Raw genomic sequence first — 20,430 nt, 5'->3', positions numbered from 1 at the left:
CATTTCTCCTCTCGATTTCAATCGTACACTGCTTACAGTGTATCATAGTTCATCTCTTTTCGCTAATAATTGAACTAGCATCATTATTTGAAGGTGACAATTGTTGCACCGTTCCCTCCTTGGTTAGCCGGTGCATCATTAAAGGAAGCAACTCGAGGATGTTCACGCAAGCGCTTATGAACAGCTTTACGCACAGCACCTGTTCCCATTCCATGAATAATAGTCACTTGATGATAATTTGCCAACAATGCTTGATCGATGTACTGTTCAAGCGATTTAACCGCTTCATGGACGCGTTGACCGCGCAAGTCAACTTCTGTTCGAATAGAGCTCTTCGATGCACGGACGGTTGTTTTTGGTTGCTTCGCTTTTTCTTTCGTCTCTTTTACTTTCAATTCTGATTCATCAATCTTCATCTTCAACATCCCCATCTGAACAACCCATTCTTTCTCATCGGTTTGTTCCACCAATATGCCCGGTTGATCGAACGAGAGAACATGCACTTCATCCCCAGCCGCCAATTCTTTTTTCTGTTTTTCTTTTTGCAGAACTTTATTTTGCTTCAAGTGTTCTTGTTCGTAATGCAAATTAGATAGACGGGATTTAGCATCGATAAATTCATGTTCTTTCACATTTGGTGCTTGCTCACCTTCAAGTTGTCGATGACGCAACTCTTCAATAATACGGTCTGCCTCTTTTTGTGCTTCTTGAATTATCTCATTTGCTTCTTCTTGCGCTTTTTGTTCCAAATGATCTTTGTGTTTTTCATAAGAGGCATAGAAGTCTTTTAACTCATTATGCAGTTGTGTCGCTTGGTATAATTCTTGTTTTAACTGTTTATTTTGTTTTTCGGCTTCTTTTCGCTTCTGTTCTAAGTCACCAATCATATTATCAACACTCTGGCTCTCCCCACTCATTAATTGTTGTGAGGAAGCGATAATGTGTTCTGATAAGCCCAGACGTCGAGCGATTTCAAACGCATTACTACGCCCTGGCACACCAAGCAATAAGCGATAAGTTGGACTTAAGGAATCCACGTCGAACTCCATACTGGCATTAATCGTCTGAGGCCGGTTATAGCCGTAAACTTTTAGTTCTGGATAGTGCGATGTAATCATTACTGTACTGCCTTGACTTGCAATATAATCCAACATCGCGATCGCTAAGGCCGCTCCTTCTTGTGGATCAGTTCCGGCTCCTAGTTCATCTAACAAAATCAAACTCTTCTCATCTAATTGATTTAAGATGCTGACGATATTTGTCATATGACTAGAGAATGTCGATAGACTCTGTTCAATCGATTGTTCATCTCCAATGTCAGCAAACCATTTTGTGAATAGACCGATCACACTCCCCTGTTCAGCTGGAATATGTAGTCCGGCTTGCCCCATCAATTGCATTAACCCAAGTGTTTTCAAAATAACAGTTTTCCCACCAGTATTGGGTCCAGTGACGACAATTGCCTTATAGTCTTCACCAATTATAATATCATTCGCCACGACTTCATCTGCCTTAATTAAGGGATGACGTGCTCCTATTAAAGAGACACTTAAATTCTCACTAATCTCCGGACGACTGGCATCCAGTTGCTTCGCGTAAGTTGCCTTGGCTTGAATAAAGTCAAACTGAACTAATCTGCGCAAGTTCGCTTCAATCTCATTCGTATGCGGCGCGATTAATTCACTTAATTCAGCCAAAATTCGGTCAATCTCAGCTTGCTCTTCACTGCGATATTGTTTTAATTTATTATTCAAGTTCAAGACAGATTGTGGTTCGATAAATAATGTCTGACCTGTTGAGCTCTGATCGTGCACAACACCGCCGAAAACAGCACGGCTATCAGCTTTTACCGGGATCACATAGCGATTATTTCGAATCGTAATAATTGAATCTGTTAAATACCGCGATTGCTTCCCGCGAACAATGCGGTCTAACTTATCACGAACCGACTGCTCCATCTGCTTAATACCCGTACGAATACCACGGAGCTTGGGACTCGCATCATCACTCACTGTCCCGGACTCATCGATCACTTCTCGAATTTTTCTTTCCAAGCTTTGCAAGGAATACAGTGCGTCATTGAGTTGGTACAATTGCTTTAGTTCAATGGCTTCTTCCTTTAGCTGGCTAAAAAATTGTTTCAATTCGCGACTGTTTTTGATGACTCGGGCAATATCGACAATTTCACCCTCACTCAACACACCACCGATTGTCAAACGTTTTAGATGTGGTTTAATGTCTTCAAAAGCAGCAATCGGTAAGCCACCTTTCATCCGCAATAATTTCGCAGCATCTTCGGTTTCATCTTGCCACTTTTGGACTAACGCCTTATCCGCAGACGGTTTAATATTGCCAGCATGTTTTTTTGCTAAGGAAGAGACAGTTAAGCCTTGGAGTTGTTTTTTAACTTTAGGAAATTCTAATGTCTGAATCGAATCTTTCACACTGTTTCGCATGTAAAAATCACCTTTCATTCCATGTAATAATATAGAAGTATTGATAAAAGACAAAATCTCTTTTCATCAATACTTCTTTATCATTATTTATATCGATTTATTTTTGATCGGTTAATTTTTGATCTGTCTTTGTCACCCAATTTTGATACGCATCTTCTGATAAGAGCGGCGTATATTGAACAATTGCACGCGACAAGCTACTCGATCTAAACTGTCGCTGAATAAAGTTCAGTGGCAATGCTGATAAGACAAATAAAATAAAGAATAGTGCCACATAATGAACAAAAAAGCTAATAATTGCTCCTCCGATTAAATTCACATAACTATCCACTTGCAAATCAGAAATGAACTGCAACAATCGTCCGACTAAGCGGGTAATGAACCAACCTAATGCTAAGACAATAAAGAAAGACAAGCCGTGATAGAACGCATGTCGCATATTAAAAATCAAGTCTTGTGAATAAAGAACAAAGGGATTCTCATCCGCGGAAGTGGGCATTCCGTAAGGGACAATGAGCTCCACATAATATGAAATGACCTTATACTGATTAATCGCTATCCAATATGACAGTACAAAACCAATTGTCATAATCAGTTGGTAAATAATTCCCCGTTTAATTCCTACATAAATACTTAGTAGCAAAATAATAATGATCGCTAGTGTAAAAAGCATGGCTAAACTCCTAACTAATTGACTTGTTATTCAATTTTTCTTGTAGTTGTTGTAATTGATCTCGAAGCTGAATCACTTCTTTTTCTAATTCTAGTTGTTCTGATTTGGCATTGATAGCCAGTAACACTGCTCGTCGTTCATCATCCAATTTGTGAGTTAGTTTTTTTAATTCGGCTAATTCTGCTTGGATAATCTCAACGACAACTTGCATATGTTTTTGGGGTTTCAAGCCAACAATTGTATAGTCTTTTCCATTAATTTCCGCCTTTAAGCGACTCGGCTTCTGACTCATTCTAACTCCCCCTATCACTTGCTTTCTTCACCATTTTATCATGAAAGAGATTTTTTTGCATCTTTTCTTTATCACTCAATTAAATTATCGAATCGTTGCATCTAATTGCTCAACTAAAGCTTGCTTAACACGGTTAAATGCAACGTCAACTTCTTCATCTTTCAAGTTTGCCTCAGGATTCTGGTAAGTCAGTGAATAAGCGACTGATTTTTTGCCCGCTTCAACGTGTTCTCCCTCATATAAATCAAACAGCTTAATATCCACTAACAGCTCATCAGAATGGGCTTCAATCACATCAACAATCGCTTGATGCGTGACGGATTGATCAACCAATAAGGCTATATCACGCGATGAAGCAGGGAATTTTGCAATTGGGTGATATAGACGCGTAGTCTCATTATCAGTTGCTAATGCTGTTAGATCTAATTCAGCTACATACACCTCTTCTAAGTCATATTGAGCGGCTAAGGTTGGGTGTAGTTGCCCCATTAATCCAATCAATTTCTCACCGCTATATATTTCAGCTGCCTGACCCGGATGTAGTTCTGAGTAAGCTTTTGTCGCTTGGAATCTAACAGCTTCTCTAATCCCTAAAACAGTTAATAATTCTTCTATAATTCCTTTTAGATCAAAGAAATTAACCGCTTTTGCATCGGTATTCCATGATGCAGCCAATTGTTCCCCTGATAGTAATAAACCTAATTGTTCTTTTTCACTAATAGAGCCATCTTCGTGACGGAAGAACGTTCTTCCTAATTCATAAAAACGAATATTTTTCATTTGGCGGGCATGATTGTACTGCGCATTATCAAGCAAGCCACTAACAATACTTTGGCGCAATGTTTTATGATCTTCACTCATTGGATACGCCAGCTCAACAGACTGCTCGGTTGGTGACAGATTGAATAAGGTTGCCTTTTTGGGAGTAGTCAGTGCATAACTGATAGCTTGGTGCATTCCAGCTTGTTCCAAGAAGTATTTAACATGGCGTTTCATACGTTGCATCGCTGTTAATTGTCCCGGTGTCGACGCCATCTGTGGTAACGTAGATGGTAGACGATTATAGCCATATATCCGAGCGACTTCTTCTACAAGATCAGCACTCATCCGAATATCTGGTCGACGCGGCGGGATAGCCACCGTATAGACATCATTATCTAACGTGAAGTCAAAACCAAGTCGGCGCCAAATAGAAGCCAACGTCGCTTCATCAAATTCAATCCCAATGGTATGTTCTAATTTAGTTTTTGCGATTGACACAGCTGTATTTTCTGTCTTCAATTGACCGACTTCAGCTCGATTATTAACAACTTGCCCACCTGTTAACTCTGCAATCAGTGTTACTGCTAAATCAGCCGCTTCTTTCACAGCAGCCGTATTTAATCCTTTTTCAAATCGCATACTTGACTGACTGCGCAAGTTTAACTGTTGCGCCATTTTTCGAACAAGGGTTGGGTTGAATTGAGCCGTTTCTAACGCGATAGTCGTTGTATTGGACGTCACTTCTGAATTCTCGCCCCCCATAACGCCAGCAATAGCGACCGGTGTGTCACCACTAGCAATGACTAACTGTTCAGCAGTCAGGGTCCGTTCTTTCTCATCCAAGGTTGTCATTGTCTCGCCATCGCGACTGCGACGAACGTGCATCTCTTTAGCAGGTAAACGATCGTAATCAAAGGCATGCAGCGGCTGACCATATTCCAACATGACGTAATTCGTCACATCAACAGCGACATCAACAGGTCGAATCCCTGCATTCATCAATTTTCGCTGTAACCAAAGTGGACTTTCGCCAATTGTCACATTTTCAATCACTCGCAATGAATAATAAGGAACATCATTCGCATCTTCAACCGAAACATCTACATAATCAGCAATATCTGCACTTGATTCAATCACCTCTGGCTGCTCAAAAGTCGGTTCTTGATCTAAGATGGCACCTACTTCATGTGCCATCCCTCGCATACTGAGTGCATCAGAACGGTTAGGCGTCACATCTAATTCGATAATCGTATCATCTAAACCTAAATAAGGTGCGACTGGCATTCCCACTTCCAGCTCATCCGGTAGACTAAAGATCCCTTCCTCAGCATATTTAGGAATAACATCTTCTTTAATCCCTAATTCTTCTAGCGAACAAATCATCCCATGTGACTCAATATCCATTAATGTTGTCTGTTTAATCTGGAAATCTCCTGGTAGAACAGCTCCCGTTTTAGCTACAATGACCTTCATGTCCGTTGCTACATTGGGTGCTCCACAGACAATTTGTAAGGGGTGTTCGTCTCCAACATTAACTTTTGTCACATTTAGATGATCTGATCCAGGAACTGCTTCACATGAAATCACCTCACCAACAACAACACGCTCATCGAGTGAACGCTGATAGATATTATCTACTTCTATCCCAGTTAAAGTAATTTTGTCGGCTAATTCTGCTGCGGATACATGATCTAAGTTTAAATAATCATTTAACCATTTGTATGATACTAACATATTATCTACCCTTTCATCTTAAACTGACTTAAAAAGCGTTGGTCATTTGTGTAGAAGTGACGAATATCATCAATTTCATGCTTGAGCATCGCAATTCGATCAGGTCCTAACCCAAAGGCAAATCCACCATACACGGTAGGATCAACTCCGCTCATCTCTAGCACATGTGGATGCACCATTCCGGCACCCAAAATCTCAATCCATCCTGTATTTTTACAGACTGAACAATGCTCATCGCTCCCCTGACACTTAAAGCACGTGACGTCGACTTCGACTGATGGTTCAGTAAAAGGGAAATAACTTGGACGCAGGCGAATGTCGTGCTTATCACCAAACATCGCTTTGGCTACTTCTTCTAATGTCCCTTTCAGATCGGTCATCGCAATATCTTTATCGATCACTAAGCCTTCTATTTGGTGGAACTGGTGGGAGTGTGTCGCATCATCTGTATCACGACGATAAACTTTCCCCGGACTAATCATCTTCAGTGGTCCTTCTTCAAAATTATGCTGCTCTAATGTGCGCGGTTGCGTGCCTGATGTCTGTGTTCGCAACAGGTACGACTCATCAATATAGAAGGTATCTTGCATATCACGAGCCGGGTGATGCTTTGGCACATTAATTCGTTCAAAATTGTAATGTTCCGTCTCTACTTCATTTCCTTCCACAATCTTATAGCCCATTCCTAAGAATAAGTCCTCTATTTCTTCGATCACTTGCAAGATAATATGGGTTTGAGCAACTGAATGCGTCGTCCCTGGCAATGTCACATCAATCGTTTCTTCTTCCAACTGTTTATTAAGCGCTTCTTGATGTAACACGGCTTTTCGCTCACTAATTTTTGCTTGAATCGTATCACGTACATCATTGGCTAATTTCCCTACAATCGGACGTTCTTTTGGCGATAAGTCCTTCATGCCTTTCAGAACTTGGGTCACATCTCCTTTTTTTCCTAAGTATTTAATACGAATATCTTCTACAGCTTGCGTTTCTTTCGCTTGCTCCAAGCGCTCAATTGCTTTTTGTTGAATTGCCTGTAGTTGTTCTTTTAATGTCATATTTTTTATCCTTTCTGTTCACTAGTTCATCTAATCGTTATCATTATCCTGGCACAAAAAAATCCCCTCCCAGTATAGGGACGAGATTTTCACGCGGTACCACCCAAATTCAGATATACTATCTGCACTTCATGCATAACGGCGCATACCGAAATTTCTTGTGTTGAAATTTAATGTGTATCTTGATACACGGAGTGAATCCACGTACGCTTCCTTATTATCCTTTTCAGCTACTAGATAATCTCTGTCTAATTCCACGTAGGCACTTGCTCCATATGACTGATATTTAATTATACTTGACACATCTAATTGTCTCAACCTTTTATAAGGTGATCCATCGATTGGCCCATTGTTGGATATGAACTAGAGATTGTTCTAAATCATAGCCTTTTTCTGTTAACATATAACCACAATTCAGTTGACACGTCTCATCTAAATCTTTCGTCACAATATCAACTGCCTCTAATTCTTTCAAGCGTTCTACTAAGACACGATCACTGACTTCGGGAATTTTTTCGGTAATATCTCGAAATCGGTGCGGTCCATCTAATAACACTTGAATTATTAATCCGTTCCATTTTTTCCCTAAAATAGCAAATGCTTGCTGAAATTTTGGACAAAGGGTTAATGATTCATTATCTCGACTCATTATCTTACTCGCCTCTACTTTCACTACTTACATCTCGTTCAATACCATTATAACACTAATACGGCCAAGATAAAACCATTAGATTTCATCTTATAAGTAATGTAGCAAGGAGGTGGCAATCATAAAATATACCACTAAACCAAATATATCATTTATGGTTGTAATAAAAGGACCACTCGCTACAGCTGGATCAATATTAAACTTATCAAATAAAATCGGAATCGTTGTTCCTACAACTGCAGACATAATTGATACCAACACCATTGACAAACTCACAATAACCATCAAAGCTAAGTTCTGATACAAGATGAGTGATACAATAGCTAAAATCAGTGCTAAGATAATGCCAATAATAGACCCTGATACGAGTTCTTCCCGCACTGTCTGTAAAATTGGCTGACTGGACACATTATTGTCAGAAATATTTTTAACTGTTACTGCTAAGGCTTGTGTTCCGATATTTCCAGCTGTTCCCATAATCATTGGAATAAAGGCCGCCAACACAACAACAGATTCCAATGTATGCTCGAAATAACCGATAACTCCACTTGTCAATAGTCCCAAAATCAACAAAATTAAAATCCACGGTGTTCGTTGCTTCGCTGCTCGAAGCGCCGTTACTTCCTTATCATCGGAATCATCCGGTTTAATCGCCGCAAACTCAATAAAATCCTCGACCGCCTCTTCTTCAATAACGTCAATAATATCATCAACGGTTACAATCCCTTGCATTCGAGAATCATGGCTTAGCACCGGAATAGCCAGCAAGTCATAATCTTGAATAATTTTAGCAACATCCTCTTGATCTTGATCAATTCGTGCGCTCACTACATGTGTCGACATAATCTCTTTGACGATATCAGACTTCTCTGCTAACAATAAATCTCTCAAGGATAGCACACCAACCAAGTGATTTTCATCATTTACCACATATAAATAATAAATTGTCTCGGCATCATGGCCTACCTCACGTAATTGTACCATTACCTCATCAATTGTCTGCTCATGGTGAATAGCGATGTACTCCTTGGTCATGATGGATCCGGCTGTATCTTCCGCATAAGACAGCAATTCGCGAACACGACGGCTCTCTTCACTATCCATCATTGCCAACAGCGCTTCTTGATCACTATCACTTTGCGTTAAATATTCTACCAAATTATCATTGGCAATATGATTGAACATTTCAGCAACATATTCGTTCGATAAACTTTGGACAACTAATTCCTGAGCTTCAACATCCATCCACTCAAATACTTCTGAGAATTCTTGTGGTGTCAAAAATTCAGCGATTTTTTGTTTTTTCTCCGGATACAAAGAATCAAATAATTCATGTTGGTCACGGTCGTGTAATTTTAAATATAATTCGCGAAAAGTTGTGCGATCATTATTATCAATTGCCGTATAAATATCCTCGTAATAGACATCTTTATCTAATTGTAAAAAACTCATCGGGTCACCTTCTTATCATCTAATAAATTCCTATTCCTATCTTTATTATCATACCTAAAGATAACAATAAGTGCAAGATATGATTTATTTTTCATTAAAAAAGCAGCAGATCCCTCTGCTACTTTAAATTTAATTACCAGTTTGTTAATGTGATGGTTCGTTTGAAGCGATTAAGTATCTCCATAGAAGATTGACGGAACGGTTTAGTCACTTCAGCTAGGGCACAATACTTATCAACACAAGTTACAACAGCACTCTCTTGATAACTTGGGAAAGCACAAGTGGTGCATAAGAACATATGTTTCAAGATAATATCTTCTTCTAGCTTTGAAATAGGTGTAATTTCTTTCGCATTTTTTAGTGCAATCTTAGGATGTACATAATTATGCGACCCTTCCTCCATTGCTTCAATCTCTTCTCTAGATTCCAAAAAGAAATCATGCAATAAGCCTGCTCTTGCAATAGCTCTTACATCAAGATTCATTCGTTTGGCTAATTTATAGCTGACATACGAAACGTAAATCGAATGTTGCAATCGCGTAGTGTAATGATGGTGGGTGATGTCACCAAGCTTTTGAAATTTTTCATTTTCAAGTAAATCTTCTACTAATGCTAAATATTCTTTATCCGCTTGCCAACGTCCTTTTAACAACCCCATAGACACTCTCCTTATCCATTTACTTTCTCTAAGAACCTACAATATCTATTATACCTCAGATAGTACTTAATTAAAAGAATAATTCTTAACTATTTTATGGTTCCTCTACTAAGTTTTTTCATGATAGTCTTCCGTTATGAAGCTAGGTGAAACATTAATATACTACCCGCTATAGCTACATTTAACGATTCTGCTTGTCCTTTCATCGGAATATAAAGGTTATGATCGGTCTGCGCTAAAACATCTGCACTGATTCCATTACCTTCATTCCCGACAATTAATGCAAACTTCGACGGAGAAGTCACCTCTTTAAAGGGTTTAGCCCTTTCATCCAAACAAGAGCCAAAAATATCAAATCCCACTGCTTGCGCTTGCGGAATCCACTGCTGCAAATCAGCCTCTATAATAGGCATGTGAAAATGACTTCCTTGGGCGGAACGGAGGACTTTTGAGTTATAAAGATCGACCGTTCCCTGTCCCAGAATAACCGCCTGAAAACCAGCCGCATCTGCTGTGCGAATAAGTGTCCCAACATTTCCAGGATCTTGTACAGCGTCTAGCACTAATATTTGTGTCATATCAGCTAGCTCTATCTGTAAATCCGGCATATCAATCGTTGCAAAAATGCCCTGATTCGTTACCGTATCACTAATATCCTCAGCGACTTGCTTCGAAATAATATATACATCTCGACCCTGTAATGTCGCTTCATATCGTTCTAAGGCTTCTTCTGTCGCAATCAATTCATGAATCGCTAAACCTGAACGAATAGCTTCTTCCACTAAGTGATCTCCTTCGATCAGATAACGGTTAAACTGATGGCGATATTTTTTTCGTGTTAATTTTCTCCATTCTTTCATCTGTTTATTACTCGCTGGTGTTAACATAGTGCCTACTTTCTTTTTAACAAAAAAGACCACTGCTGGCCTTTTTTATATAGTGATTGAATTATTAATTAATGTAACTTGCTGGGTCAACAAGAGATCCATTTTGGTGGATTTCAAAGTGTAAGTGAACACCTGTTGACATACCTGTTGTTCCCATGATACCTAAGGACTGACCTTGTGAAACAGATTGTCCAACAGAGACGTGGATGCTAGCTAGGTGAGCATACAAGCTGGAGAAACCATCTCCATGATCAATTCGAACATAATTACCATATGATGGGTGATACCCGGCAATAGTGACACGACCTGCTCGAGAGGCTAAAATAGCTCCACTTCCTGCGATATCAATACCACGGTGAAAATCTGAATAGCCGGAAACTGGATGTGAACGATAACCAAATCCACTTGATACATAACCGCTTGCTGGTCTTAACCATCCCGATGAAGAAGGGGTTGACGACACTGATTGTGAAGTGTTCACGGTTGATTGTGTTGTTACTTCTTGCGCTGAGTCAGTAACTGCTTGTTGTTCAGCTGCTTGTCTTGCAGCTGCTGCCTCTGCTTCTTGTCGACGTTGTTCTTCTAGTTGACGTTGACGTTCCGCTTCTTCTCGCTGGCGACGCTCCTCAGCTATTCTTGCTTCCTCTGAAGAAATGGCTTCATCTACTTGAGCTGAGAGGTTGGCTAGTTCATCCTGCTTATTCAGTTGTGACTGCAACTCTTGAGCCGTCATATTACGCTCAGCTGCTACTTGTTCAATATTATATTGTAGTGTTTGTTGTTCGAAGACTAAACTTTGGCGATCAAGCTCTAAGTTAGACTTCGCTAAATTCAAGGCTTCTTTTTCTTCAGCTAACTTCGCTTCTTTTTCTTCTAAAGCTTGAACGTCTTCTTTTTGGGCCTCAATAATTTCTTGGTTATTTGATACGATACGTGAGACAAAATTAACACGGCCCACAAGCTCACTAAAGTTCTCCGAAGATAAGATCATATCAACAATTTTATCAGAGTTACCTGATGTTTGAACCGAACGTGCTTGTTCTTTTAGCTTTTCACTTCGACGCGCAATTAACTCTTTCAATGATTCAATTTCTGCTTGTAATTGCTCAATTTCTGCTTCTTTTGCAGCAATTTGTTGCTCTTGCTCATGAATTTGAGCAATTAATGATTCAATATTCCCCTGAATAGAAGCAATCGCTAATTCAAGTTCTCCTTCAGTCTGTTCAAGTGCGTGAATCTGACTTTTAGATGATTCGATGTTTGACTTTACACTAGAACTTTCTTGTTCAATTTTTTTCTTTTCATCCTGCAATTTTTCTAACTTCTCTGATGATTCCGCCAGAACGCTATTCGCTTGCATAAAAGTCGGTGCCGCAAGTGAGGCAACGATTGCTATTTTAAGTAGTTGTTTACGTTTCAACCCATTCATCCCTCTCATCGTAATCTATGTAATTCGCAGACATTAACTCGTCCACCTATTTAATCTTATCACAATTCAGACACTCATCATATTTAAATTCAGTAACAAACTATTGTGATTTGTAATATAATTGTAGTAATTGCTCAAGATATTGCACATAACTTATTTTCTAAGTAATTGGGCTACACTTTATAAATACACGACAATAGTACGGATTCACTTTTTCACTGATACTTTTTCCTGACTGCACTTACTTCTAGTATTTGTACTGGCACTTCGGTATACTAATATCATATATTTGGAAAGAAAGTTGGTCCGTTATGATCACTTTTGACAATATTACCCATATAAGCACGCTCATTGATGACAATGAATTTTTTAAACAATATTACAACGATCAAGCTTTATTTAAATATGATTGGAACTTTTTTCAACTAAAATTCCAACCGTATTTACAAGAATTCAAGTTAATTGAAGAAATGCATTATGTTTTCAGTAAGCAACATCATTTAGACCATATGAAATTCTTTTGGCCTGATAATACCCCGTTAAAACGAGAATTAACAACTTATTTTGATCAGCACGACTATCAGTTACAGATGTTAGAACTCTTCAGCTTAACGTCCAGTCAATGGAAAGCTACCCCTTCACCATCTCTTCAAATTGAATGCGTTAATGACCAGACTTTGGAAGTATTTAAACAAATTAACTTTCGAGAAGATCAACTTGTGAGTGATTCATTCGCCATTAGCCATCAAGCCGCATATGACCAAATTTATCAAAAAGAAGGCACCTCCATGTACCTCGCTTCTTGGGATGGTCAAATCGTGGGAAGTTTTCACCTATACGAACAAGCGGATACATTGGAGATTGATCAATTACTCACTGTCCCGGAATATCGCCATCGTGGAATCGCACGCAGTATGATAGAATTCGTGGTGACACTCAGTCGTAAGCACAATAAACCCATTATTCTCTTAGCTGACGCTGAAGATAGTACACCAGAAATGTATCAAAAATTAGGATTCCAACGACACAGTTATATCATCGGGGCTTTGAAAGAACTAAATGAATGATTGACTTCTTTATCATGTCATGAATATTTTTAAGCAGTGCCAAGACTAACACATCGGAGAAGACCGCTATTACGAAACTAACTTATCGAAGAATGATAATTAAACATTGGAAATTCAATTCCTCAACCTAGATAAACAATATTGCATATATAGTATGTCATCTCAAGTCGTTCAATCCTATACTGACAAGCATTCCCGAACTTTATTTTTTAATCATTCTTTATAATATTGTTCTAAACATGCTATACATATCATTTTTACTGACTAAATGATATGATGAAATAAAATAGACTGAAAGGGTTTGAGATATGTTTTTATCAGATGAATTACTCACACAAATTCACGAACGTGCGGACAAATATGATTGCGAGAACAGCTTCTCCTATGAAGATTATGAGGCACTCAAAGAAGCAGGCTATTATAAAGCTTTTGTGCCGGAAGAATATGGTGGAGCTGGCCTAAGCTTGAAGGAAATCGCTAAGGAACAAACACGACTAGCCAAAGCTGCTCCTGCTACTGCACTTGGCATTAATATGCACCAAATTATTGTCGGACTAGCAAAATTTATGGTCCGAAAAGGCAACCAGCGCGGTGAACAAATTTTAAGAGATGCTGCAGATGGTAAGTTACTTGCCTTTGGAATCTCTGAACCATCGAATGATCGTGTTCTCTTCGGATCAATCTGTGATGCCAAGCCGATTGATGATGGTGGCTATGAATTCTTCGGACCAAAAGTCTTTATCTCTATGGCTGAACAATGTGACCGCCTAGTAACTTATGGGATGGATACATCTGGTGATGAGCCAAAGTCTGTCTTTGCCTACATTAAGAATGATCCAGACACAATCGATTATTCCCCAGACTGGGATGTCTTAGGTATGCGAGCAACCCGTTCTTTAAATATTAAACTGAATGGAGCGAAGGCGAGCGAAGAAGAAATTTTAACTAAAGTTGATCCGGGGCCGAGCTTTGATCCGGTTGTATTCGGAATTTTTGCTCATTTCGAGATTCTTCTAGCAGCCACTTATCATGGTATTAGTGAACGGGCTCTTGAACTTGGTATTGAAACCGTTCAAGGACGCAAATCCATTGCCAATGATACAACTTATGACCAAGATAAAGATATTCGTTGGCGCATTGCTGAAGCAGCATTGAAGGCAAATCAAATTCCACCACAAATTAATGCATTAGCTGAGGATATTGAACAAGATGCTGATCACGGTAAATTCTGGCTACCACGACTTTCCGCCATTAAGAATTATGCCACAGAAACCGCACTTGAGGTCGTTCAAGAAATTATACGAGCAAGCGGCGGTCGCAGCTATTCTAACAACCAGGAACTCTCGCGCTTATTGCGTGATGTTCACGCTGGTTTGTTCCAACCATCTGACCAAGAATCGCTCCATAATGCTTGGGCGAAAATCTTACTCGGTCCAATTGAAGATTAAGTTAAAATAATGCATTTAAATAAACAGGATGCTAGCCTTAAAAAGCTAACATCCTGTTTAATTTATGCTTTTTAGAAATCTACTTCATCTGGATTTTTAGCAGTGCCGGCTTGGCCTTTCAAGGCACTGATACGCTCCATATCTTCTTCAGAAATTTCAAAGTCAAATAAATCAGCGTTTTCTGGCACACGTTCCGGTGTACTTGTTTTTGGTAGTGGCAAGTATCCTTTTTGAAGACTCCAACGTAAGACAACTTGTGCGATAGTTTTGTCATATTTCTTCGCCAAGTCCGCCAAGTCTTCTATTTCGAAAACTTTCCCCGTTCCAAGTGGGCTGTACGCTTCACTTAAAATATCATGTTGTTCATTGAAAGCCACAATTTCCGGTTGTTGATCACTTGGATTTAAGAAAATTTGGTTAATAACTGGTTTAATCTTTGCCTCTTCAAGTAATGGCGTTAAGTGACGCTCATGGAAGTTAGAAACACCGATTGATCTTACTTTACCTGCTTCAACCGCTTCTTCCATTGCTCGCCAAGCACCTAAGTTAGCTTCTTGCCAATTGTCCCGGTGCTCTTTAGGGTTTGGCCAATGAATTAAGTACAGATCCACATAATCCAAGCCTAATCGCTCAAGTGACTCATCTATGGCTACTTTTGCCTCTTCATAGCCGTGTGCATCATTCCACAGTTTTGTAGTAACGAAGAGCTCACTTCGGTTAACGCCAGACTCGCGAATACCTTTTCCTACTGCTTCTTCATTTCCATAAACAGCAGCAGTATCAATATGCGTATACCCCTCTTTGATAGCTTGTTTAACAATGTTTGTTGTATTTTCATCATTGTCCATTTGCCATGTTCCGAATCCAACGACTGGAATCTCATGACCATCGTTTAATTTATACGTACTTGCTAAACTCTGTAATGTCACATCAATCACTCCTTTTTGTTATTATAGCAAAGATCTACTTAATTGTTGAATAAAAGGTCCTGATGCTGACTATCAAGCTGGTCTATTTTACTAAGTCACTCTTGAGGTAAGCATCTACCAATTGTTCAGTTGCTACAATAGAATCTAAATGTGTTCGCTCATACGAGTGACTCGACTCAATCCCAGCTCCAAGTAAGGCATGCTTCACTTCGGCTCCAGCACTCATAGCTGCGGAAGCATCACTACCATAATAGGGATAAATATCTAATTGATACGGAATCTCATGTGCTTTTGCTAAACCAACGAGATGTTGTCTAAATTCATAATTGTATGGTCCAGACGCATCTTTCGTACAGATTGAGACAGTGTATTCGTCAGTTTGTTGATCATCCCCGATAGCTCCCATATCAATCGCCAAATATTCAACAGCGTTCTCATGTAAGCTACTATTAGCACCTAATCCTGTCTCTTCAATACAACTAAAGATGAAATGCGTCGTCTGTGGTAATTGTGTTCCTTCTTCTTTATACTGACGTAATAAGTTCAACAAGACAGCTGCACTCACTTTATCATCTAAGAAGCGACTCTTTACAAAACCTGTCTCGGTCACTGTTGTTCGTGGATCAAACGAAATAAAGTCTCCAACATCTATCCCTAACTTACGCGTTTCATCTTCATTTGTTACTTTAGCATCTAACCGAACTTCCATGTTATCTTGATTACGTTCTGCGCTACCCGCATCTTTGTATACATGACAACTGGTCTGATGAATCATAATGGTCCCGGTAATCTGCTCGCCTGTGCTTGCCACATGCACAGTACAGTTCTCACCTTCAATCATATTCCAAGGAAATCCACCAATTCGATCTAACTTCAAGCGTCCATCCGGTTTAATTCCACGTACAATAGCTCCTAACGTATCAACATGAGCAGTAACAATGCGGTGTTGCTCATTATCTTGGCCGTTCACTCGTACCACGGCCATTCCTTTCGGTGTTCGTTGGACCTCATAATCCAAACTTTCTAATGTCTCCTGTACATAATCCATCACCTCTGTCGTAAAACCTGTTGGCGATGGAATCGCAAGTAAATTTTGTAAATAAGCAAGCGTTTGTGTCATTTGAATACTCCTTCTTATAGCGTTTAACTCATTTTATCATAAAAATTATAAAATCAGAATAACAACAAAATTGCTCGTAAAAATAAAAAAGCCGAAGCCCAAAAGCTCCGACTCTTTATTATTTATTTACGCTTGAACGTTTGTTTTGCTGTCTAGGAATGCTTGTAGCATCCAGATTTGTTTATCCATGTTAGCACGAATAGCAATCAACATATCATTCGACACATCATCGCCGGCTTCATCAGTTAATTCGATACCTTCTTTTAGTAATTCTGTGTAAGCTTTCAAGTCTGCTACGACAGCTTCTGCCATTTCTACAGCAGAAAGATGCTTGTCTTCCACATTTTCAGAAATTACTGAGTTCTCTGTAAATTCGCTAAAGGTAGCTGAAGGGGATCCACCAACTGTGAGTAAACGCTCGGCTACTTCATCCATATCAACAGTCACTGCATCATATAACTCTTCAAACTTAACATGTAAGTCAAAAAAGTCTGGTCCTTTTACATACCAGTGGAACTGGTGTAAGCGTGTGTAGAATACATTTTGAGTAGATACGATTTTGTCTAATACTGTGTTAACTGAAGTCATTATAACATTCCTCCTAAAGAATTTCTTTCCTCATTGACTATATTCATTATAATTTACTTCCGTAACAAATGCAAGCTTAACGATTTTTATTTATAATAATTCTAATTAAATAACTTTTGCCCCCAAAGCTTGCTTAAAATGTTCCAAGGCCCATTGATGCCCTGCCTCATTGAAACTAGCGACGCCTTGTTCATGTACAACAATATCAAATCCTAAATTATAAGCATCGATAGCTGTATGAAGCACACAAATATCAGTCACCACACCAACAAGATGCACCTCATTAATTCCCCGTTCGCGCAATCTTAAGGCTAAATCTGTCCCCGCAAAAGATGAATATCGCGTCTTATCACGATAAATGACGTTAGATTTTTCTTTTAACTGATTATAAAGAGATTGAACTTCTCCATAATGCGCTCGCCCTGATGATCCTACTACATTATGTGGTGGAAACAATGCCGTCTCCGGATGATAGGTATCTTCTTTATAGTGCAAATCCACCATAAAGGCAATAAATTCATCGGCCTGAGCAAATTCATTAATCTGATTGGCAATATAATCGTGGAGAGCTTGGGCTGGTTCTCCACTTGTTAAAGCGCCATCTTCGTGGACGAAATCATTTGTATAATCAATGACAATTAGTGCTTTTTGCATGTAATAACCTCCTACAAACTTATTAACATTATTATAGCACAGCGCGGTTGAGACACAATTAATTCACCTTTATAAATTTTTTTTATAATAACTGTTGAATTTATTTATAAGTTTTGTTATATTAAAGTTAGATGTAAGAAATATGCGAAAAAACTCATATAAAAAGTAGGAGGACTCAATTATGAAAAAATGGAGTAAATATTTGGCCATTCCAGCGACGTTAGCTATTTTAGCTGGATGCCAAGATAACGGAGCAACTGACACTGATTCAACAGCTGATCAGACTGAACAGGTAGAAGAAACAGACCAACAAACTGACGAGCAAGTAAATGACGATTCTACTATTAATGATGATACAACTAATGCTGGCGCTGATGACATTGATTTATCAACTGTTGAAGATGGTACTTACGAAGGAATTGGCCATGGACGTAACGGGGAGGTTGCAGTAACAGTTGAAGTGAGCAACAATGAAATTACCGATATTACTGTGGACCATGAAGAAACACCTGAGTTTATTGATGAAGGCTTGGATGATTATCTAGAAGCGATTAAAGCTGAAGGTTCAACTAATGTCGATCAAATCTCTGGTGCAACTATGACATCAGGAGCGATTAAAGAAGCCTTATTCAACGCACTAGGTCAAGAACTGGCAAGTGCCGATGCTGATTCTGGTGCAAGTGAAGACGGTGAAGAAGGTGGCTGGGCAAGTACCACATCCGACTATGACGTTTCACCAGAAGAAGCGCTTGAACGTGAAGATCTATCAGCTAGTGGCGAAGCAGCAAAAGGATCCACAATTGCTGATGTCGATAAATCAGACGATGAATGGGTCGAAAAAGCAGCAGAAGCAACTAACGCTGTTGAAGGTGACACTTACGTTAAATTAGATCGTGGTGTGTTAACTGTTGACCAAATTGATCATTTCTTAAAAGCGATGCCAATTGAACTCACTTATGCCGATGATAATAATCAATTCCTATACTACAACAATCATATTGAAGATCCGACTGAAATGTTAGGAACACGTTTACCCGGACAAGCAGGAGATCCATTAGAAGCCGTTCACCCAGAAGGAACGTATGCAAATGTTGCATGGGTTATTAATCAACTCCGTGAAAAACATACTGACAATATACGTATGGCTGTTCCATCAGGTGGTCCCGGACAATTTGTTGTTCACGACTACTACGGCATTTATGATGATGAGGGGAACTACATGGGAATCAATGAATTAATCCATGACATCTTCCCTCATGTTGAGTTTTTCTTAAAAGAAACAGGCTATAAATTAGTCGATGAAGATGATAACGTAATTGACTTCAAAAACCTTGATAAAGAAACAGATGCAGATTCTAGTGCAACAGAATAATTAAGAATGCATTTAAAAAGAGTGTCCAACTAAAAATTGGACACTCTTTTCTATTTATACATATTGTAATTGTTTATCTTCTTTATAAGCTCGGTCAATCGTGCCACCGCCGAGGCATTCTTCTCCGTCATACAGTACAATAGCTTGACCTGGAGTAATCGCTCGCTGCGGTTCATCGAATTCAACAATTGCTTCCGTACGGTCATCGTTCATCTTAATCGTAACGGGGACATCATCTGTACGGTAGCGGAATTTTGCCGTACAACGAAATTCTGCTTCTGCGGGTGCTTTCACTGTAAATGAAAAATCACTTGCTTCTAAGTGTGTCGCATATAGATGCTCATGATGAAAACCTTGGCCGACTAACAAGACATTCCGCTCTAAATCTTTCCCAATTACAAACCATGGTTCATTGCCATATTCTTTACTGCCACCGATACCAAGGCCTTGGCGTTGTCCAATTGTATAATACATCAACCCATCATGCGTATTCACAACATCCCCGTCCAAAGTTTGCATCTCTCCTGGTTGAGCTGGTAAATAATTCATCAAAAATTCTTTGAAATCACGTTCTCCAATAAAACAAATTCCCGTTGAATCTTTCTTATCTGCTGTCTTCAATCCCGCTTCTTCAGCTAATTGACGGACATCAGGCTTCTCCATCTCACCAAGGGGAAACATGACACGCTGCAACTGATCTTGGCTAAGCTGATTTAAGAAATAGGTTTGGTCCTTATTCGAATCAACCCCGCGTAACATATGAACCGTCCCATTATCGTCACGCTCCACGCGAGCATAATGACCTGTCGCTACATAATCTGCCCCTAGATCCATCGCATAATCCAAGAAAGCTTTAAACTTAATTTCTTTATTACATATTACATCAGGATTAGGTGTGCGTCCTTTTTTATATTCATCCAAAAAATATTCAAACACTTTATTCCAATATTCTTTCTCGAAGTTAACAGAGTAATACGGAATACCAATTTGATTGGCCACAGCCTGCACATCTTTATAATCTTCTGTTGCTGTACAGACCCCATTTTCATCCGTATCATCCCAGTTTTTCATAAAAATTCCGACCACATCGTATCCTTCACGCTTCAACTTCAAAGCGGTTGCCGATGAATCGACTCCACCACTCATTCCGACAACCACTCGAATATCTGATTTATTCATTATACATCATCCTTTTACTGGTC

18 protein-coding genes are annotated in these 20,430 nt (G+C 39.2%); 3 read left to right on the top strand and 15 right to left on the bottom strand.

Going from position 1 to position 20,430, the window contains the following annotated elements; translation table 11 throughout:
• Positions 1-83: 83 nt before the first annotated feature.
• The 10 genes from HMPREF9703_RS04155 to HMPREF9703_RS04110 form a co-directional block, all read right to left on the bottom strand.
• A complete protein-coding gene (locus HMPREF9703_RS04155; RefSeq protein ID WP_004635877.1) occupies positions 84-2,456 on the bottom strand; it encodes an endonuclease MutS2 in 2,373 nt (790 codons plus the stop codon).
• Between the two features lie 97 nt (positions 2,457-2,553).
• Complete coding sequence (locus HMPREF9703_RS04150; RefSeq protein ID WP_004635874.1) at positions 2,554-3,129, bottom strand: CvpA family protein; 576 nt, start codon at positions 3,127-3,129, stop codon at positions 2,554-2,556.
• Between the two features lie 10 nt (positions 3,130-3,139).
• The gene (gene zapA, locus HMPREF9703_RS04145; RefSeq protein ID WP_004635872.1) at positions 3,140-3,421 is read right to left on the bottom strand and encodes a cell division protein ZapA; all 282 of its coding nucleotides are present in this window, start codon (positions 3,419-3,421) and stop codon (positions 3,140-3,142) included.
• A gap of 84 nt (positions 3,422-3,505) precedes the next feature.
• A complete protein-coding gene (gene pheT / locus HMPREF9703_RS04140) occupies positions 3,506-5,917 on the bottom strand; it encodes a phenylalanine--tRNA ligase subunit beta (RefSeq protein ID WP_004635870.1) in 2,412 nt (803 codons plus the stop codon).
• 5 nt (positions 5,918-5,922) lie between these two features.
• Positions 5,923-6,975, bottom strand: coding sequence for a phenylalanine--tRNA ligase subunit alpha (pheS, locus tag HMPREF9703_RS04135; protein ID WP_004635869.1), 1,053 nt, complete (start codon positions 6,973-6,975; stop codon positions 5,923-5,925).
• 322 nt (positions 6,976-7,297) lie between these two features.
• Positions 7,298-7,624: a winged helix-turn-helix transcriptional regulator gene (locus HMPREF9703_RS04130; RefSeq protein WP_004635867.1), complete on the bottom strand. Its 327-nt coding sequence runs from the start codon at positions 7,622-7,624 to the stop codon at positions 7,298-7,300.
• A 90-nt stretch (positions 7,625-7,714) separates the two neighbouring features.
• Positions 7,715-9,076 (bottom strand): magnesium transporter, encoded by a 1,362-nt coding sequence (gene mgtE / locus HMPREF9703_RS04125; protein ID WP_004635865.1) that lies wholly within the window; start codon positions 9,074-9,076, stop codon positions 7,715-7,717.
• 133 nt (positions 9,077-9,209) lie between these two features.
• The gene (locus HMPREF9703_RS04120) at positions 9,210-9,734 is read right to left on the bottom strand and encodes an HDIG domain-containing metalloprotein (protein WP_004635861.1); all 525 of its coding nucleotides are present in this window, start codon (positions 9,732-9,734) and stop codon (positions 9,210-9,212) included.
• Between the two features lie 134 nt (positions 9,735-9,868).
• Positions 9,869-10,621, bottom strand: a complete 753-nt coding sequence (locus tag HMPREF9703_RS04115) for a TrmH family RNA methyltransferase (RefSeq protein ID WP_040376814.1) — start codon at positions 10,619-10,621, stop codon at positions 9,869-9,871.
• A gap of 64 nt (positions 10,622-10,685) precedes the next feature.
• Entirely contained in the window at positions 10,686-12,041 is a 1,356-nt protein-coding gene (locus tag HMPREF9703_RS04110) for a M23 family metallopeptidase (RefSeq protein ID WP_004635857.1), read from the bottom strand.
• 320 nt (positions 12,042-12,361) lie between these two features.
• Between HMPREF9703_RS04110 and HMPREF9703_RS04105 the strand changes: the two genes are divergently transcribed.
• Together HMPREF9703_RS04105 and HMPREF9703_RS04100 are read left to right on the top strand one after the other, a co-directional pair.
• Positions 12,362-13,117 carry a GNAT family N-acetyltransferase gene (locus HMPREF9703_RS04105; protein WP_004635855.1) on the top strand — a complete coding sequence of 252 codons (756 nt, stop codon included), beginning with the start codon at positions 12,362-12,364 and terminating at the stop codon, positions 13,115-13,117.
• Between the two features lie 308 nt (positions 13,118-13,425).
• Entirely contained in the window at positions 13,426-14,565 is a 1,140-nt protein-coding gene (locus tag HMPREF9703_RS04100) for an acyl-CoA dehydrogenase family protein (protein WP_004635854.1), read from the top strand.
• 71 nt (positions 14,566-14,636) lie between these two features.
• Here HMPREF9703_RS04100 and HMPREF9703_RS04095 read toward each other — a convergent pair whose 3' ends face one another.
• From HMPREF9703_RS04095 to HMPREF9703_RS04080, 4 genes are all read right to left on the bottom strand, one after another.
• Positions 14,637-15,494: an aldo/keto reductase gene (locus HMPREF9703_RS04095; protein WP_004635852.1), complete on the bottom strand. Its 858-nt coding sequence runs from the start codon at positions 15,492-15,494 to the stop codon at positions 14,637-14,639.
• Positions 15,495-15,576: 82 nt separating this feature from the next.
• The gene (locus HMPREF9703_RS04090; RefSeq protein ID WP_004635850.1) at positions 15,577-16,614 is read right to left on the bottom strand and encodes a M42 family metallopeptidase; all 1,038 of its coding nucleotides are present in this window, start codon (positions 16,612-16,614) and stop codon (positions 15,577-15,579) included.
• A gap of 126 nt (positions 16,615-16,740) precedes the next feature.
• Positions 16,741-17,202: a Dps family protein gene (locus HMPREF9703_RS04085; RefSeq protein ID WP_004635847.1), complete on the bottom strand. Its 462-nt coding sequence runs from the start codon at positions 17,200-17,202 to the stop codon at positions 16,741-16,743.
• 105 nt (positions 17,203-17,307) lie between these two features.
• Positions 17,308-17,856: a cysteine hydrolase family protein gene (locus HMPREF9703_RS04080; protein ID WP_004635845.1), complete on the bottom strand. Its 549-nt coding sequence runs from the start codon at positions 17,854-17,856 to the stop codon at positions 17,308-17,310.
• 181 nt (positions 17,857-18,037) lie between these two features.
• Between HMPREF9703_RS04080 and HMPREF9703_RS09220 the strand changes: the two genes are divergently transcribed.
• Positions 18,038-19,228 carry a PAS domain-containing protein gene (locus HMPREF9703_RS09220; protein ID WP_004635844.1) on the top strand — a complete coding sequence of 397 codons (1,191 nt, stop codon included), beginning with the start codon at positions 18,038-18,040 and terminating at the stop codon, positions 19,226-19,228.
• A gap of 54 nt (positions 19,229-19,282) precedes the next feature.
• Here the strand turns inward: HMPREF9703_RS09220 and mnmA are convergent, their stop codons facing one another.
• Positions 19,283-20,407 carry a tRNA 2-thiouridine(34) synthase MnmA gene (gene mnmA, locus HMPREF9703_RS04070; RefSeq protein ID WP_004635842.1) on the bottom strand — a complete coding sequence of 375 codons (1,125 nt, stop codon included), beginning with the start codon at positions 20,405-20,407 and terminating at the stop codon, positions 19,283-19,285.
• Positions 20,408-20,430: the final 23 nt, after the last annotated feature.

It is taken from the genome of Dolosigranulum pigrum ATCC 51524 (assembly GCF_000245815.1).
Classification (GTDB): Bacteria; Bacillota; Bacilli; order Lactobacillales; family Carnobacteriaceae_A; genus Dolosigranulum; species Dolosigranulum pigrum.
The sequence above is the reverse complement of the archived record's forward strand: the minus strand, read 5'-3'. Positions and strand labels throughout refer to the sequence as shown.

Coding starts and splice junctions, on each gene's coding strand:
- HMPREF9703_RS04115 (WP_040376814.1), bottom strand. CDS start 10,621: ATGTTAACACCAGCGAGTAATAAACAGATGAAAGAATGGAGAAAATTA.
- HMPREF9703_RS04155 (WP_004635877.1), bottom strand. CDS start 2,456: ATGCGAAACAGTGTGAAAGATTCGATTCAGACATTAGAATTTCCTAAA.
- HMPREF9703_RS09220 (WP_004635844.1), top strand. CDS start 18,038: ATGAAAAAATGGAGTAAATATTTGGCCATTCCAGCGACGTTAGCTATT.
- HMPREF9703_RS04150 (WP_004635874.1), bottom strand. CDS start 3,129: ATGCTTTTTACACTAGCGATCATTATTATTTTGCTACTAAGTATTTAT.
- mnmA (WP_004635842.1), bottom strand. CDS start 20,407: ATGAATAAATCAGATATTCGAGTGGTTGTCGGAATGAGTGGTGGAGTC.
- mgtE (WP_004635865.1), bottom strand. CDS start 9,076: ATGAGTTTTTTACAATTAGATAAAGATGTCTATTACGAGGATATTTAT.
- zapA (WP_004635872.1), bottom strand. CDS start 3,421: ATGAGTCAGAAGCCGAGTCGCTTAAAGGCGGAAATTAATGGAAAAGAC.
- HMPREF9703_RS04090 (WP_004635850.1), bottom strand. CDS start 16,614: ATGACACAAACGCTTGCTTATTTACAAAATTTACTTGCGATTCCATCG.
- HMPREF9703_RS04130 (WP_004635867.1), bottom strand. CDS start 7,624: ATGAGTCGAGATAATGAATCATTAACCCTTTGTCCAAAATTTCAGCAA.
- HMPREF9703_RS04120 (WP_004635861.1), bottom strand. CDS start 9,734: ATGGGGTTGTTAAAAGGACGTTGGCAAGCGGATAAAGAATATTTAGCA.
- HMPREF9703_RS04085 (WP_004635847.1), bottom strand. CDS start 17,202: ATGACTTCAGTTAACACAGTATTAGACAAAATCGTATCTACTCAAAAT.
- HMPREF9703_RS04105 (WP_004635855.1), top strand. CDS start 12,362: ATGATCACTTTTGACAATATTACCCATATAAGCACGCTCATTGATGAC.
- pheS (WP_004635869.1), bottom strand. CDS start 6,975: ATGACATTAAAAGAACAACTACAGGCAATTCAACAAAAAGCAATTGAG.
- pheT (WP_004635870.1), bottom strand. CDS start 5,917: ATGTTAGTATCATACAAATGGTTAAATGATTATTTAAACTTAGATCAT.
- HMPREF9703_RS04080 (WP_004635845.1), bottom strand. CDS start 17,856: ATGCAAAAAGCACTAATTGTCATTGATTATACAAATGATTTCGTCCAC.
- HMPREF9703_RS04100 (WP_004635854.1), top strand. CDS start 13,426: ATGTTTTTATCAGATGAATTACTCACACAAATTCACGAACGTGCGGAC.